This window comes from Exercitatus varius, assembly GCF_029577735.1.
GTDB classification, from domain to species: domain Bacteria; phylum Pseudomonadota; class Gammaproteobacteria; order Enterobacterales; family Pasteurellaceae; genus Exercitatus; species Exercitatus varius.
Genome location: NZ_JARQTO010000009.1, coordinates 169,242 through 183,495, shown reverse-complemented (window position 1 = coordinate 183,495; position 14,254 = coordinate 169,242). Strand labels below are relative to the sequence as shown.

The window sequence follows — 14,254 nt, the reverse complement described above, 5'->3', positions numbered from 1 at the left end:
AGTATTATGCCAAAAATTGTTTTTCTTCCGAATGAAGAGATTTGTCCCGAAGGCATGGTCGTTGATGCCGCTGCGGGCGAGAATTTGCTTGAAGTCGCTCATAATGCCGGGGTGGAAATTCACCACGCCTGCGACGGTTCCTGTGCTTGTACCACTTGTCATGTGGTGATCCGCGAAGGTTACGACAGCTTAAACGAAACCAGCGATCAGGAAGAGGATATGCTGGATAAAGCCTGGGGTCTGGAAATGGAAAGTCGTTTATCCTGTCAATGCGTGATCGGCGATGAAGATTTGGTGGTGGAAATCCCTAAATACAATATTAACCAAGTCAATGAGGCGGCGCATTAATGAAATGGACGGACGCGCAGGAAATTGCCGAAGCTTTGTATGATCGCAATCCGGATTTAGATCCCCAAACCGTTCGTTTCACCGATATGCATCGGTGGATTTGCGAATTGGACGGATTTGACGATAATCCCGATGCCAGTAATGAAAAAATTCTCGAAGCCGTTTTATTGAAATGGCTGGAAGAATACCAATAATCCAAGTGCGGTCAAAATTCCGGAAATTTTGACCGCACTTTTGGTCTATTGCTATCAAAAACCACAATTTTCCCGTATAATTTCTTCAATTTTACCCATTCAGGTCAGCATTTATGGCAGAGACATCTTGCATTATTATCGGCATCGCGGGCGCGTCCGCGTCTGGAAAAAGTTTAATCGCTTCCACCGTTCACGATGAATTATTACGGGAATTAAATTGCGGCGAGATCGGCATTATCGCGGAAGACAGCTATTACAAAGATCAAAGTCACCTGGATTTTGAAACCCGAACGAAAACCAATTATGACCACCCGAATTCGATGGACCGCGATTTGCTCATCGAACATTTACGCGCCCTGAAAGCGGGAAAAGCGGTGGATATTCCCGTTTATAATTATGCCGAACACAACCGTTCGAAAGAAATAACCCATTTTGAACCGCGCAAAATTATTATTTTAGAAGGCATTTTGCTGCTTACCGACGAACGCGTGCGCAATGAATTGTCCATGTCGGTATTTGTCGATACGCCGCTGGATATTTGTTTTATTCGCCGTTTGCAGCGGGATATGGTGCAACGCGGACGTTCTATGGAATCCGTTATTCAGCAATACCGCACGACGGTCAGACCGATGTTTTTGCAGTTTATCGAACCGTCCAAACAATATGCGGACGTCATTATTCCGCGCGGCGGCAAAAACCGCGTGGCCATTGAATTGTTAAAAGCGCAGATTTTGAAATTATTAGGAAGATAAGATGAGACTTTGTGACACCGATATTGAAAAACACTTGGACGAAGGCGTTATCGGCATTTTCCCGCGTCCGGATAACAGCAAAATCAACGGTGCGACCATCGATTTGCGTTTGGGAAATTCCTTTCGTGTTTTTCGCGACCATTCCGCCGCTTACATCGATGTGAGCGGACCGAAAGAAGCGGTGGCGGAACAACTTGAACGGGTGATGAGCGACGAAATCATCATTGCCGACGATGAGGCATTTTTTCTGCATCCCGGCGTGTTGGCACTAGCGACGACGCTGGAAAGCGTTAAACTGCCCGATAATATTATCGGTTGGCTGGACGGGCGTTCTTCGCTGGCGCGTTTAGGGTTAATGGTGCATGTCACGGCCCATCGTATTGATCCGGGCTGGGAAGGTAAAATCGTATTGGAATTCTATAATTCCGGTAAATTGCCGCTGGCGTTGCGTCCTAACATGATCATCGGCGCCCTGAGTTTTGAAGTATTAAGCGGACCGGCGGCGCGGCCTTACAACAGCCGCCAGGACGCAAAATATAAAAATCAGCAAAGCGCGGTGGCAAGCCGTATTAATCAGGACAAATAATGATGAAAAAATTAGGCATAGGCTTTCTTGTGATTGTCTTTGCCTTTTTGGCTTTTGTTTATGTGCAAAAAGGCAAAATCGAGCAAAAACTGACCGCACTTTTGCAGGATAACCGCATTCAAGTGGCGCAGTCTCGGGTAAATTGGTTGCCTTCGCCCGCTATTGATTTAGCCGGCGTCACTTATTTAACGGAAGATATGTCTTTCTCCGCGGAACGGGTTCGCTTAAATTTCAGTTGGTGGGGATGGTTATTCGGGCAATCGGCAATCGCCGATTTGCAACTGGAAAACGGAAAAGTGCGGTCAAATTTGAAGGAGAATTTTTATTTTCAGCAAATTAACGCCGTGATCACGCCGGAAAACTTAAAGTTAGCCTCATTGCCCGCGTTGTCGGCGCAATATCGCCAAGGTTCCGACTTCCCGGAAAAAATGCCCGAATTGTTCATTAATGTTGCGGCTTTAAATGAACAAGAGGACAAATTAACCTTTGAAGGGGCGTTAAGACCGATTTCATCGGGTCTTCGCCTGAATAATGTAAAGGCGACAATTCAGCTGAAAAAACGCCGTTTATTTAATGCCGAACAAATTCTTTTAAACTGGAAGAACGGTGAAATTTTGCGCTTGCCGCAAGAAGGCTATATTGTCAATTTGGCCGGCGCGGAGTTTAATCACATTGCCCTTAATGAGGTGAATGCTCGCATTCAAACCGAGCCCCGGCTTAATGCGGTCGTTCAGTTTCCTTTTATATCCGATAAAGGGCGGTTGTCCGCTAATCTTGAATCCCACTCTCAATCGACACGGCCGGAACCTTATCATTTAATGATTTCCGCTCAGCATTTGGTGCTGGCGGATTGGTTGAAAGCGTTTAATATTCCGGATTTGATTTCAGGGGACGTTTCCGTTGAAGCGGATTTATTTTCGCAAGACGCTTTGCCTCGCCACGGTATGATTACGGGACGCGTGACGGAAGGTAAATTAAAAGGCGTGGGATTGCTGGCGCTGATTGGTCAGTATGTGCCGCTTAACTATGATGAAAGCGAGCTGAATAATAAGCATATCGAAACCTCTTTTGATGTACTTGAAACCCAATTTCGCTGGGAACCCGAAGGCATTCGCGTTGACCGTACGCAAATGCTGCATCGCGACTTTACGGCAAAAAGTCAGGGATATGTGGATTTAATCACGGGTTATTGTGATTTTATGACCTATATTTCCTCCAATGACGAACGTTACCGCGCCCTAACCCTACCGGTGCATTTTTTCGGCGATTGCAAATCTCCTCAATATAAAGTGAAATTTAATCGCGATTTCCGTAATCAGTTAAAAGATTTTCTGCGTGAGAAGTTTAGATAATGTTTAACACTGCAAAATTCGAGCGCTTTGCTAATTTTCGTATTGTAGCCATAGCGTTTGCCGCCTTTATTTTTAATACGACCGAATTTGTTCCCGTCGCCTTGCTCTCCGATATTGCGCAGAGTTTTGCGATGCCCGTTTCGCAAACCGGGCTGATGATCACGGTTTATGCCTGGATTGTGTCGCTGATGTCCTTGCCGTTAATGTTAATTACGGCAAAATCGGAACGTCGAAGCCTGTTATTAAAATTGTTTCTGTTGTTTGTTAGCGGACATATTTTGTCGGTCATCGCCTGGAATTACGGCATTCTTTTACTTTCCCGCATATTAATTGCCTTGGCGCATGCGGTGTTTTGGTCGATTACCGCCGCTCTTGCCATGCGAATTGCCCCAAAAGGAAAGCAAACGCAGGCATTGGGTATGATCGCGATGGGTTCTTCCATGGCGATGGTGCTGGGTTTGCCTTTAGGACGAATAATCGGACAATGGCTGGGGTGGCGTACCACATTTGCCTTGATCGCCTTGTCGGCTTTTGTGGTAATGCTCGTTCTGGCAAAACTCTTACCGCATTTGCCCAGCAAAAACGCAGGATCTTTCGCCAGTTTACCGAGTTTGGTGAAGCGTCCTTTGCTGATGGGAAGCTACGCGGTGACCGTGCTGATTATTTCCGCCCATTTTACGGCATACAGCTATATCGAACCCTTCGTGAAAGAAATCGGCGGTATGACGGAAGGCAGCGCGACGCTTGTGTTGCTTATTTTCGGGCTGGCGGGCTTTGTGGCTAGTTTCTTATTCGGACGTATTTATCGTTTTTCCCCGATCAAATTCGTGATGAGTGCCATGGGCTTGCTGATTTTATCGCTTTGTTCGGTGTATTTGCTAAGCGGTTATACCGCGTTAATGCTGATCTTAATTTTTGTGTGGGGAATCGGAATTTCAGGCCTGTCGATCGGGTTACAAATGCGCGTGTTGCAGCAGGCTCCGGACGCGACGGATGTGGCCACGGCGATTTATTCGGGGATTTATAATGTGGGCATCGGTGGCGGCGCTTTAATCGGTAATCAGGTTATGCGGCATTGGGGTTTAGGCGGTATCGGTTTTGCGGGCGCGCTGATTGGTGTGCTGGGCATTGCGTTATTTGTTGTCCTTCATTTGAAATATCGCAATGTGCCATCCGAATAATTAAGTTTCAGTGGAGGATAATGAAAAGTGCGGTCAAATTTGACCGCACTTTTTGTTAACGTTTTGATTTCTTAATAAATTTCATTAGGCGTTTGCGTTTGCGCAACTGATTCGGTGTTAATTTGTTGCGTTTGCCGGCAAACGGGTTGTTGCCTTCCTGGAACTGAATGCGAATCGGTGAGCCGACGATTTTCAGGCTGCGCCGATAATAGTTTGACAGATAACGTTTATAACTGTCCGGCAGTTTGTCCATTTGATTACCGTGTACAACGATAATCGGCGGGTTATAACCGCCCGGATGCGCATATTTCAGCTTAATACGGCGACCGCCGACCATCGGCGGCTGGTGTTCGTCCGTTGCCATTTGCAGAATTCGCGTCAGCAATGATGTGGTCATTTTTTGCGTTGCGCAGGCGTAAGCTTCTCGCACGGATTCAAACAGATTGCCGACTCCGCTGCCGTGCAAGGCGGAAATAAAATGTACGCGGGCAAAATCGATAAAATCCAGGCGGCGATCGAGTTCGGATTTCACACGATCTTTAACATCCTGATCCAATCCGTCCCATTTATTTACCACGATGACCAAGGAACGACCGGCATTCAGAATAAAGCCGAGTAACGATAAATCCTGATCGGAAATACCTTCGCGGGCATCAATCGTCAATAACACGACATTGGCATCCTGAATGGCTTGTAAGGTTTTAATGACGGAGAATTTTTCGACGGTTAAATGAACTTTGCCGCGTTTGCGTACCCCGGCGGTATCGATAATTGTGTAATGCTGACCGTCACGTTCCATCGGAATATAAATACTGTCGCGCGTTGTGCCGGGTAAGTCGTAAACCACTACGCGCTCTTCACCTAAAATGCGGTTGGTGAGGGTGGATTTTCCTACGTTCGGACGCCCGACAATCGCGATTTTAATGTTTTTATGATCCGGCCCCGTATTTTCTTCTTCCAACGCTTCGTCTAATAATGCGGTATCGTTTTCGTCGGAAAAATCGAAGGATTGTTCCCATTCGTCCTGTTCTTCAAAATCTTCGCTATTTTCGACCGCACTTTCCCCCATTTTTTCAGCAAGCGGAGCCAGCACGGTTTCCATCAGTTGTGCGACGCCACGCCCTTGGGCGGCGGCAATTTGGGCGATGTCACCCAATCCCAGCTGATAGAATTCCGCGCAATGAGAATCAGCGTCAATACCATCGGTTTTGTTGGCGACCACAATCGTGATTTTGTTCTGACGCTGACGAAGATAGTTGGCAATGCCGATGTCGGCGGGCGTTAAGCCTGCGCGCGCGTCCACCAGAAACAGCACCACATCCGCTTCTTCAACGGCGAGCAGCGATTGTTCCGCCATTTTTTCTTCGACACCTTCCTCGGAACCGTCAATTCCGCCGGTATCAATGACGATGAAATCATAGCCCGCAATATTAGCCTGGCCGTATTTACGATCTCGGGTTAAACCGGGAAAGTCCGCCACTAATGCATCACGCGTGCGGGTTAAGCGGTTGAATAGAGTAGATTTACCTACATTAGGGCGACCGACGAGCGCCACAACGGGAGTTGTCATAAAAAATATCTCTTAATTCGGAATAAAATTCGTGGAAGTATATCAGATCTCAGGGGATTTTTATATTTTGTAAAAGTAAAAAGCACAGTCTAAACTGTGCTTTTTGAATGTTGGCGGAATGGACGGGACTCGAACCCGCGACCCCCTGCGTGACAGGCAGGTATTCTAACCAGCTGAACTACCACTCCGCAGCTAATTTATAAGGAATCAAATTGAAAAAGTTGGCGGAATGGACGGGACTCGAACCCGCGACCCCCTGCGTGACAGGCAGGTATTCTAACCAGCTGAACTACCACTCCGCTAAGTGTTGCGAATGATACTTGTCATAAGCGTTTTCGTCAACTGTTTTTTCTCCGGTTTGGATCCGCTTGCTTAATTAATGCACGGTTTTATTAGCGTTCGGAGACAATCTTTTGATCCAAATACAGTTATCTTTGCTCTTTTTGTTAATTAACGAAAGATATTCTGCATGAGCCGCAGATTCCTCTTCGGTTAACGGTAAAGCGATTAACCCTTCTGAGGAAATTTTAACGGGAGTCAATTCTTCTTTGATTTCTTCCGCTTGCGGAACCGGCGTTTCGGTTTCTTGTTCGGCAAACAGGCTGACTTGTCCGCCGGTCATGGCTAAATATACGTCGCCTAAAATCTCCGCATCCAGCAATGCTCCGTGCAAGGTTCGTTTGCTGTTGTCGATATGCAGACGATCGCACAATGCGTCTAAATTATTGCGTTTCCCCGGATATTGCCGGCGCGCCATTTGGAGCGTATCCGTTATCGTGCAAATATCCGCCGTTTTGACATCTATATGATGTTTGCGGAATTCGTAATCCATAAAGCCCACGTCGAAGGGAGCGTTATGAATGAGCAATTCCGCATCTTTGATAAAATCAATGAATTCCTGCGCGACGGCGGCGAAGTCCGGTTTATCGGCCAGCATTTCGTCGGTGATGCCGTGAACTTTAATTGCTTCGGGATCAATAGGGCGATCGGGTTTGACATATAAATGCAATTTACGGCCGGTATATTTGCGGTTAATCAGTTCCACCGCACCGATTTCGATAATGCAATGTCCTTCATAATGTGCGCCGAATTGATTCATACCCGTTGTTTCGGTATCGAGCACAATTTGGCGAATAATTTCATTTTCTTCTTTCATGGTTCTTGCTGTCTATTTTTGTTTATTTGCGCTATTATCAACCGCACTTTTAGGGGATGATTGTAACAGATTATGGGAAAACAGATTGAAATTTTTACTGACGGTTCTTGTCTCGGCAATCCGGGAGCCGGCGGAATCGGCGTGCTTCTGCGCTATAAACAACATGAAAAAACCTTATCAAAAGGCTATTTTTTAACTACCAATAATCGCATGGAATTACGCGCCGTTATTGAGGCGTTAAATTTATTGAAAGAACCCTGCCGGATTACCTTGCATAGTGACAGCCAGTACATGAAAAACGGCATAACCCAATGGATTTTCAACTGGAAAAAAAATAATTGGAAAGCCAGTACAGGCAAGCCGGTTAAAAATCAGGATTTATGGATGGCGTTGGACGCGGCTATCCAATCTCATGACATTCATTGGCGTTGGGTTAAAGGGCATTCCGGTCATCGCGAAAATGAAATTTGTGATGAGCTTGCAAAACAGGGAGCGGAAAATCCGACATCGGAAGATGTCGGTTATCAGCCGGATTGAAGCGATATTAACAATAAAAACAAGCTTCCGAGCCAAATCAGAGACATGCGGGAAATTGAAAAATGATCAAAGTGCGGTCAAAAATTTGATCATTTTTAATTCTTTCTCCGTCATGCATTTTCCTTAACGACATTTTTGCCACGCCATTGTTCCGATAACGCTTTATATCTGCGAAAACTTAACCATAGCGTTTAAAATTTACCGTTCACGGTGTAACCAACGAATAATACGACACTTACCTTAACTAACAATCGTTAAGATTAATTAAAAAAACGTTGCGATTTTTCACCGCACTTTGATTGAGTTTTGCCGCGTCAAAGGATTTCCGGAACAATTACATCCATGCATTATTGCGAATAATACCTACGGCGATTCCTTCAATTTCAAAACGTTCCTGTTCGCGTAAATTGACGACAATCGGCGCAAATTCTTCATTTTCCGCATGGAGATAAATAATATCGCCTTTGCGTTCCAAACGTTTTACCGTGACTTCATCTTCAATGCGCGCCACAATCACTTGCCCGTTGCGTACGTCTTTTGTACTGTGTACGGCAAGCAAATCGCCATCTAAAATGCCAATATTTTTCATAGATTGTCCGTTCACTTTAAGCAGGAAATCCGCCTGCGGTTTAAACATATCGGGATCGACGCGATAAGTGCCTTCAATATGCTGTTCCGCCAGAATCGGTTCGCCGGCGGCCACCTGACCGATTAACGGTAAACCTTCCGGTTCGTCATTGGCGGCGTCAAGCAGTAAACGGATACCCCGTGAGGTGCCGGCTAAAATTTCTACGGCGCCTTTGCGAGCAAGAGCTTTCAAATGCTCTTCCGCCGCGTTAGGGGAACGAAAACCTAATTCGCGGGAAATTTCGGCACGTGTCGGCGGCATGCCGGTCGTTTCGATGTAGTGTTTGAGAAAGTTATAAACTTCTTGCTGGCGGGCAGTAAGTGGTTTGGCTAATGACATAATATTTCCCTGTGGTTGTATACAATGATTGATATTCTATACAGTTTTCACTATATATACAACCTATAAATACAAAAAAATACAGTATATTCGGAAAAACATACTGTATTTTTGGGAAGTGAGAAAATTAACCTCGATGGGCGTTTTTCATGATACGATCTTTTTGAACTTTCCACTCGCGATCTTTAATATCTTCGCGTTTATCATGTTGTTTTTTCCCTTTGGCTAACCCGATTTTGAGTTTCGCCCAAGCGTTTTTCCAGTAGAGTGAAAGCGCTACAATCGTGTAACCGTCCCGGTTGGCTTTGCCGAATAAGGAGGCCAATTCTCGCTCGTTGAGCAGCAATTTACGGGTGCGTGTCGGATCGCAAACCACATGGGTAGAGGCGACGGAAAGGGGTTGGATGGTGGCGCCGAACAGGAACGCTTCTCCGTTATTGAAAATGACGTAACTGTCGCTGATGTTGGCTTTACCCGCACGCATAGATTTCACTTCCCAGCCTTGCAGTGAAAGTCCCGCTTCAATTTCTTCTTCAATAAAATAGTCGTGGCGAGCGCGTTTGTTTAATGCAATGGTGTTGGAGACCGCTTTGTTTTTTTTCTTCGTCATAATTTTGCTGATTAATTGTTTTGTCGGAATTGTACCGAATAAGCGGAACGAACACAATTCTAGCCGGAAAGCAAAAGTGCGGGCAAAAATTCTTTCGTTTTTTTGCCCGCACTTTTGTTATGCGACAGTTTATTCCAATTCGCCGCAGAAGCGGTAACCTTCGCCGTGGATAGTGGCAATAATTTCAGGCGTATTGCCGTGATTTTCAAAATGTTTGCGAATGCGGCGGATGGTGACATCCACCGTGCGATCGTTATCTTTCAATTCCCGCCCCGTCATTTTGCGCAATAATTCTTCCCGGGATTGAATTTTGCCCGGGTTTTCGCAGAAATGCAGCATTGCGCGGAATTCACTGCGCGGTAATTTAATGATTTCGCCTTCCGGAGTGATTAAAGCGTGTTGGTTGGAATCCAAAGTCCAGCCGTTAAAACGGAAAATTTCAATATTTTCCACCGCACTTTTATGTTCGCTCATGGTGCGTTGCAGTAAGTTGCGTGCCCGAATAGTTAATTCGCGCGGATTAAACGGCTTGGTTAAATAGTCGTCGGCACCGATTTCCAACCCGAGGATTTTATCTACTTCGTTATCGCGTCCGGTTAAGAAAATCAAAGCGATATCGGCATTTTCACGTAATTCTCTGGCGAGCATAAGTCCGTTTTTACCCGGCAGATTGATGTCCATCACCACCAAATGAATGCTGTGTTCGGCTAAGACACGGTGCATTTGAGCACCGTCGGTTGCTTCGAAAACGTTGTAACCTTCGGCTTCGAAAATACTTTTTAAGGTATTTCGCGTGATAGTTTCGTCTTCGACCACAAGAATATTAGGCGTTATCATTTTTCTTTCCCTTTTAAATTTTTATCCCTAATATTGGGTATTTCTGAAGGTGGATTCTACCCATGTAACATTCTTGTAACAAGTGAGAAATACAAAATCTGGAAATTAGCCGCAATTTTTATGATTTAGATCATAAAAAATAAGACATTATCTCTTTGATATTCAAATCAACTTGATGTGTTAGAACACGCGCTTAAACGGTTTGACGATTACTTCGCCGTAAACTTTCGCACCCACATAAGGATCTTGGGCCGCCCAGGCTTGCGCGTCTTCTAACGTGGCAAATTTCGCGATCACGGTTGAACCGGTAATGCCGTTGCCGTCCGCGCTGGGATTCGGGCCCGCCGTTAATAGGCGATCTTCGGCTTTCAACTGTTCCAGACGCGCTAAATGTTGCGGACGTACCGCCAGACGCTGTTCCAAAGTGTTAGGTCTGTCTTGAGCAAAAATAACAAAATATTCCATTTCATTTCTCCTTTATTATTAAAAATCAGGCATTCATTAATGCGAGCGCTTGCTCTAATTCCGGGTTGTTTTCTTGCGGTACGGCGCGCGGTTTCCCTTTTTCGTCTATTGCAACATAGGTGAACAGGGCTTCGGTTACGCAATGGCGATCACGTACGCCGGCGTATACCTGTTTGATCCAGACTTCTACTTTGACCTGCATGGAGGTGCGTCCGACTTTAACCAGTTTACCGTAACAACAGACCACATCTCCCACGGAAATCGGGCGTAAAAAAGTAATTTTATCGACGCAAACGGTGACCACGCGTCCTTTAGCGATTTCTTTTGCCAGAATCGCGCCGCCCATATCCATTTGTGACATAATCCAACCGCCGAAAATATCGCCGTTAGCATTGGTATCGGAAGGCATCGCCAATGTACGTAAAATCAGAGAACCTTCGGGTTGGCGGGAAACAATGTGTTCTGTCATGATTAGTCCTTATCCTTTGGAAGGTAACGGTAAATATATACGCCTGTAATCAGTGTTGCAATAAGGGTCATGCCGATAATGCCGAATGATTTGAAATCAACCCAGATTTCTTCCGAATAATATTGGCTGATATAAATGTTAGTCAGCATACAAAGCACAAAAAATCCGGCCCAGCCTAAATTGAGTTTTTGCCAGGCGGGATCGGGTAATTCGATTTCTTTGCCGAGTAATTTCCGGATTAACGGGATTTTGAATACAAATTGTCCGATTAATAGAATGGCGGCGAATAACGCGTATATAATGGTTACTTTCCACTGTAAGTATTTGACTTCATTGAAATAAGCCGTTAATAAACCGAAAAAGACTACGGCGATACCCATAATGATTTGCTGTTTTTCGATTTGACCGTATTTGATTTTAAGAATAATCAGCTGCACGACGGTGGCGATAACTAAGGTTATCGCCGCATCGCGAATGCCGGATAATTTGTAAACCGCAAAAAAGAGGACGAGCGGGATAAATTCGAGTAATTGCTTCATATTACGTCGCCTGGTTGCTGAAAATAGAATAAAAACGATAAGTGAAAATCAATGAAAACAGGCTGACTAAGGCAATAGCCGCCAGTACGATCACACTAAACAGCATATTAATTGCCATCGCGGAGAGCTGCAACCCGATAAGCGGCAGGAAAAAGTTCACGATTAAACAATAGAAAAACAGCGTGCCCGTCCGTTTCGTACCAAAAACTAAAATATTTTTGACCGCACTTTGCATGGAAACCGGTTGAATCAGATATTCCACCGGCCCTAAACAGAGACGAATAAACAGAATAAGACCGGCAATCATCAAAACTAAAGACAGAATTGACGGTGCTTGGTTGTTGCTCATGTCGCCGAATGCGAACCATAATCCGATGAATAACGGCAATACGCTCAAGATGCTCAGCAACGCAACGCCAATAAAACGACGGGCCGTGAAAGCGGCCGAGACTATAAGATTCATACCGCGTTGCCGGCTGATTGAGTGAATCACCGTTAGCGCCCAACTGGAAATGAAAAGCGTCACGCCCTGATTCAGTAAGAAAAACAGTTGTTTGGACGGTTGCTGTGACTGTTCAATCATGGATTGAGCCAATTGGGTTTGATCCATCTGAGCCGGGTTGGTTACCGAAGATTGCAGTATCGAAGCAAGAGCGCTCATTCCGGCGGAAACGACCAGAAATATCAGCATGAATTTTATGACGAACTGACGTTGGTTCCGCATAAAATTCCAACTGTCGCGAAAAAGTTGGGTAAAGTTAATTGGCATTGCTGTCCTTAAACATAGAGTTGTTACAAAATTGATAAGATTATACTCATTTTATGGTGAAATCACTAAGGTTATTCATTTTGAAAGCTATTCTTGATTGTCTATGAACTGTTCTGAGTATTCGGAAAAACGAATTAGCAAAGGAGGATGAAAAAACATCCTCCCAAATAATAAACCCGAAGCGTTAACCGGCTAAATTTAATAATTCCTGAGCATTGGCTAAGGCGTTATCGGTTATCTTTGTGCCGCCTAATAGTTTTGCCAACGCTTTTACTCGTTGTTGCGGGGAAAGTGCGGTCATATTTGTTTCCGTTTTTCCGTCAATGGTGAGTTTCTCAACGGAAAAGTGTTGATTGCCCTGGCAGGCAACTTGCGGGAGATGCGTGACACACAGTACCTGACATTTTTGTCCTAAACGGCGTAATAATTTGCCGACCACACTGGCGGTGGCGCCGCTGATACCTACATCAATTTCATCGAAAATTAAGGTTGGAATTGCGCTCTTATCGGAGGTTAAAACCTGTAACGTCAGAGCGATACGCGATAATTCGCCGCCTGATGCGGTTTTTGCCAGCGGTTGAGCATTTTGTCCCGGATTACTTTGCAGATTAAAAATAACGCTGTCGGCACCGTTTGCATTCACTTTGTTGAAATCCGTTTTAAGTTCGATAAAAAATTGTGCGTTTTCCATAGCTAATTGCTTAATGGATTTTGTAACGCTTTGGGCTAATTTATCGGCACCGGTTTGGCGACTGCGGTGAAGTGCCGCTGCGGTTGTCTGCATTTTATCAAACGCCGCTTTTTCTTGCGCCAGTAATTCGTCTTCGCCTCCGGAAAAATCCACCAACTGCATTAATTCGCTCTTCAAAGTGCGGTGAAATTCTACGAGATTTTCCGGCTGCACGCGATGTTTCCGGGCTAAATGAATGGCTTGGCTCATTCGGTTCTCAATTTCTTCAAGCGAATGGGGATCCTGTTCGATAGCGGAAGCCAGAGTCTGCATCTCATTCACTGCTTCCTGCACCTGAATCAGGGCTTCGTTCAACATGCTTTGTACGCCGCTATATTGCCCGTCCAGTTCGACTAATTCGTCTAGCTGCTGAAGGGCGCGATAGAGCAAACCGTCTGCGCTGACCGTTTCATTTTCGCTGAGTATTTGTAAAACCGATTGCGTTAAAGAAGTTAATTCTTCGCTGTTTGAGAGGCGTTTGTGATCCTCTTCCAATTCCAAATATTCGTTATCCTGCAGATTAAACTCATCCAGTTCGTTTACCTGATATTGCAATAGTTGTTTTTTTGCTTCGTTTTCGGCAACTTTTTGTTTGAAGACGTCGAGTTGATGCTGTAACGCTTTCCAGTGTTGATAATCTTTGCGCATTTGTGCTAATAAATCCTGATGAGCGCAGAAATTGTCCAGCAGTTGCAGTTGATGATCGGCTTTCAGGAGTAATTGAGAGGCGTGCTGACTGTTAATCTGGATCAGGTATTGGGCTAATTCTTTCAATGCGGCGGCGGAAACCGGCGTGCCGTTAATAAAAGCCTTTGAATGCCCTTCATTGCTGATAATACGGCGCAAAATACAGCTTGTCGGATTATCCTGATCTTCCAATTCCTGCGTTTTCAACCAAAGCGCGGCAGGGCTACGAGGCTCAATGCGAAAAGTTGCACAGACTTCCGCCCGTTCTTGCCCGTTGCGTAGCATGGAAGCGTCCGCTCGTTGACCCAAACATAAACCCAACGCGTCGATAGCAATGGATTTCCCCGCGCCGGTTTCGCCGGTAATCACGGACAAGCCTTTTGCCAGTTCAATGTCTAAATGGCGAACGATCGCAAAATTATTGATAGTGAGTTGTGTAAGCATCTGTAAAAATCCCCTCTAACTGTATGGATGTGATTTTATATTAAATAAATATACAGTAAAG

The 14,254-nt window shown here is 45.2% G+C and carries 17 protein-coding genes and 2 tRNA genes; 7 read left to right on the top strand and 12 right to left on the bottom strand.

Translation table 11 applies throughout. The annotated features are described in order from the left end of the window. Window positions 1-6 precede the first annotated feature (6 nt). The 6 genes from fdx (at window position 7) to P7M01_RS07930 (ending at window position 4,413) form a co-directional block, all read left to right on the top strand. Window positions 7-348: an ISC system 2Fe-2S type ferredoxin gene (fdx, locus tag P7M01_RS07955; RefSeq protein WP_202935919.1), complete on the top strand. Its 342-nt coding sequence runs from the start codon at window positions 7-9 to the stop codon at window positions 346-348. Next, the gene (gene iscX, locus P7M01_RS07950; RefSeq protein WP_317476163.1) at window positions 348-542 is read left to right on the top strand and encodes a Fe-S cluster assembly protein IscX; all 195 of its coding nucleotides are present in this window, start codon (window positions 348-350) and stop codon (window positions 540-542) included. Before fdx ends, iscX begins: the two co-directional genes overlap by 1 nt. 113 nt (window positions 543-655) lie before the next feature. Then, window positions 656-1,294 (top strand): uridine kinase, encoded by a 639-nt coding sequence (gene udk / locus P7M01_RS07945; RefSeq protein WP_202935917.1) that lies wholly within the window; start codon window positions 656-658, stop codon window positions 1,292-1,294. Between the two features lies 1 nt (window position 1,295). After that, on the top strand, window positions 1,296-1,880 hold the full coding sequence (gene dcd / locus P7M01_RS07940) for a dCTP deaminase (protein ID WP_202935916.1): 585 nt from the start codon (window positions 1,296-1,298) through the stop codon (window positions 1,878-1,880). Continuing rightward, a complete protein-coding gene (locus tag P7M01_RS07935; RefSeq protein WP_317483485.1) occupies window positions 1,880-3,232 on the top strand; it encodes a hypothetical protein in 1,353 nt (450 codons plus the stop codon). Before dcd ends, P7M01_RS07935 begins: the two co-directional genes overlap by 1 nt. Then, complete coding sequence (locus P7M01_RS07930; protein ID WP_317483484.1) at window positions 3,232-4,413, top strand: sugar transporter; 1,182 nt, start codon at window positions 3,232-3,234, stop codon at window positions 4,411-4,413. The genes P7M01_RS07935 and P7M01_RS07930 overlap by 1 nt, the downstream gene beginning before the upstream one ends. Before the next feature lie 55 nt (window positions 4,414-4,468). On the opposite strand, the gene der is transcribed toward P7M01_RS07930, so the two are convergent. The 4 genes from der to dnaQ all read right to left on the bottom strand — a co-directional run bounded on the left by der (window position 4,469) and on the right by dnaQ (window position 7,139). After that, window positions 4,469-5,983 (bottom strand): ribosome biogenesis GTPase Der, encoded by a 1,515-nt coding sequence (gene der, locus P7M01_RS07925; protein ID WP_317483483.1) that lies wholly within the window; start codon window positions 5,981-5,983, stop codon window positions 4,469-4,471. A gap of 111 nt (window positions 5,984-6,094) precedes the next feature. Beyond that, a tRNA-Asp gene (locus tag P7M01_RS07920) sits at window positions 6,095-6,171 on the bottom strand. A gap of 34 nt (window positions 6,172-6,205) precedes the next feature. Beyond that, window positions 6,206-6,282, bottom strand: a tRNA-Asp gene (locus P7M01_RS07915). A 77-nt stretch (window positions 6,283-6,359) separates the two neighbouring features. Then, a complete protein-coding gene (dnaQ, locus tag P7M01_RS07910; protein WP_317481517.1) occupies window positions 6,360-7,139 on the bottom strand; it encodes a DNA polymerase III subunit epsilon in 780 nt (259 codons plus the stop codon). Between the two features lie 72 nt (window positions 7,140-7,211). Between dnaQ and rnhA the strand changes: the two genes are divergently transcribed. Beyond that, window positions 7,212-7,676 (top strand): ribonuclease HI, encoded by a 465-nt coding sequence (gene rnhA, locus P7M01_RS07905; RefSeq protein ID WP_202935911.1) that lies wholly within the window; start codon window positions 7,212-7,214, stop codon window positions 7,674-7,676. A gap of 334 nt (window positions 7,677-8,010) precedes the next feature. Here rnhA and lexA read toward each other — a convergent pair whose 3' ends face one another. From lexA to recN, 8 genes are all read right to left on the bottom strand, one after another. Next, window positions 8,011-8,643, bottom strand: a complete 633-nt coding sequence (gene lexA / locus P7M01_RS07900; RefSeq protein WP_202935910.1) for a transcriptional repressor LexA — start codon at window positions 8,641-8,643, stop codon at window positions 8,011-8,013. A 127-nt stretch (window positions 8,644-8,770) separates the two neighbouring features. Further along, window positions 8,771-9,253, bottom strand: a complete 483-nt coding sequence (smpB, locus tag P7M01_RS07895; RefSeq protein ID WP_202935909.1) for an SsrA-binding protein SmpB — start codon at window positions 9,251-9,253, stop codon at window positions 8,771-8,773. A gap of 129 nt (window positions 9,254-9,382) precedes the next feature. Next, window positions 9,383-10,090, bottom strand: coding sequence for a two-component system response regulator ArcA (gene arcA, locus P7M01_RS07890; RefSeq protein ID WP_202935908.1), 708 nt, complete (start codon window positions 10,088-10,090; stop codon window positions 9,383-9,385). Between the two features lie 180 nt (window positions 10,091-10,270). Then, complete coding sequence (locus tag P7M01_RS07885; protein WP_317483482.1) at window positions 10,271-10,555, bottom strand: YciI family protein; 285 nt, start codon at window positions 10,553-10,555, stop codon at window positions 10,271-10,273. Window positions 10,556-10,580: 25 nt separating this feature from the next. Then, entirely contained in the window at window positions 10,581-11,024 is a 444-nt protein-coding gene (gene yciA / locus P7M01_RS07880) for an acyl-CoA thioester hydrolase YciA (RefSeq protein WP_317476153.1), read from the bottom strand. Window positions 11,025-11,026: 2 nt separating this feature from the next. Next, window positions 11,027-11,563: a septation protein A gene (locus tag P7M01_RS07875; RefSeq protein WP_317483481.1), complete on the bottom strand. Its 537-nt coding sequence runs from the start codon at window positions 11,561-11,563 to the stop codon at window positions 11,027-11,029. A 1-nt stretch (window position 11,564) separates the two neighbouring features. Further along, window positions 11,565-12,332 (bottom strand): hypothetical protein, encoded by a 768-nt coding sequence (locus tag P7M01_RS07870; protein ID WP_317483480.1) that lies wholly within the window; start codon window positions 12,330-12,332, stop codon window positions 11,565-11,567. Window positions 12,333-12,516: 184 nt separating this feature from the next. Then, window positions 12,517-14,193, bottom strand: a complete 1,677-nt coding sequence (recN, locus tag P7M01_RS07865) for a DNA repair protein RecN (RefSeq protein WP_317476150.1) — start codon at window positions 14,191-14,193, stop codon at window positions 12,517-12,519. Between the last annotated feature and the right edge of the window lie 61 nt (window positions 14,194-14,254).